Genomic DNA, 1,426 nt, shown 5'->3' on the forward strand with positions numbered 1-1,426 from the left:
GGAGATGTAATGGACGCCTCCCTCCCTGCTGGGGAGTGAGGGGGACAGAAAAGCAGAGAGCCCTCGCTTTACCTAACGGCATCTAAGTGCCAAAGTGGAGTTTCTTAAACCAACCACAAACGGTAATGAGGGCTCGATATGAAGATTACGACAATTGGTCTGGATATTGCAAAGAAATTTTTTCAACTGCATTGGGTAGATATGACGACAGGTGAGGTTCATCGCAAGCAGCTCAAGCGCGAACAGATGGCAGAGTTTTTTGCCACCTGTGAGCCGAGCTTGGTCGCGATGGAAGCTTGTGGCAGCGCCCACTACTGGGCTCGCAAGCTGCGGGCGTTCGGTCACGAGGTCAGACTTGTTGCCGCACAATTTGTGCGTCCCTTTGTCAAGACCAACAAGACCGATGCGGCCGATGCGCGCGCGATCTGGGAAGCGGTGCAGCGTCCCGAGATGAAGTTTGTGGCGATTAAAACTGAAGCCCAACAAAGCGTACTCACTCTGCATCGGTTAAGAGAGCAGATGGTTAAGTTTCGGACCATGCAGAGTAATCAGCTTCGTGGCTTGCTGTATGAGTTTGGCGTGGCATTGCCACCCGGGCGGGCAAAGGGAATGCCCGCGGCGCTCGAAGCGCTTGGGGCGCTTGAAGAGAGCTTGCCGGCGATGGTGATTGATGCGCTGCGTCAACAGATGGCGCGCATCCAGAAGCTCGATGAGGACATTGCGGATATTGAGAAAAAGCTCACGCTCTGGAAAAAAGAAGAGCGTTCGGCAATGAACCTCATGGAGATCCCAGGCGTGGGAATCCTGGGCGCGACAGCGGCTGTGGCGACCATAGGGGATGCAACGACGTTTAAAAGCGGCAGAGAGTTCGCTGCATTTTTAGGCTTAGTGCCCAAACAAAGCGGTACGGGCGGTCGGGTCAGGATGCTGGGGATCAGTAAGAGAGGTAATGTGTACCTCAGAACATTATTAATCCATGGGGCGCGTGCGCGGATCAACTTCCAAAAGCAACGCGACCCGTGGATCGAACAATTGCTGGCGCGCCGACCGTTTAATACGGTTGTCGTGGCGCTAGCCAACAAGATGGCACGCACGATCTGGGCGATGATGGCGCATGATCGTACGTACCAAAAGAACTACGCGACAAGTATCGCGTAGCTGTTTAACCACGAAAAGGAGTTGGATCGCTAATAGGTTGCGCAGGTAAATATGAGATAGATGGCGGAACAGGTCGGACCGCGAGAAAGTAAACCTGAATTGTTGTCTGGTCCTTCAAAGGACGACTCGGAGACTAGGGCTTTCTCGGCGAATTCCATCAGGGTCAGCAGGCTTCGCGTCTGCACAAACAGACCGGATATAAGACTGCAACCACCTTAACTGTCGAAATCAAATATTTCTTGCCAAACCGGGAGGCGTCCATATAAGA

The 1,426-nt window shown here is 53.2% G+C and carries 1 protein-coding gene; it reads left to right on the forward strand.

Features of this window, described 5'->3' with window-relative positions; all coding sequences use genetic code 11:
• The first annotated feature begins 138 nt into the window (after positions 1–138).
• A complete protein-coding gene (locus QWY30_RS15805; RefSeq protein ID WP_290242643.1) occupies positions 139–1,158 on the forward strand; it encodes an IS110 family RNA-guided transposase in 1,020 nt (339 codons plus the stop codon).
• Positions 1,159–1,426: the final 268 nt, after the last annotated feature.

The organism is Zwartia panacis (genome assembly GCF_030410395.1).
GTDB classification, from domain to species: Bacteria; Pseudomonadota; Gammaproteobacteria; order Burkholderiales; family Burkholderiaceae_B; genus Zwartia; species Zwartia panacis.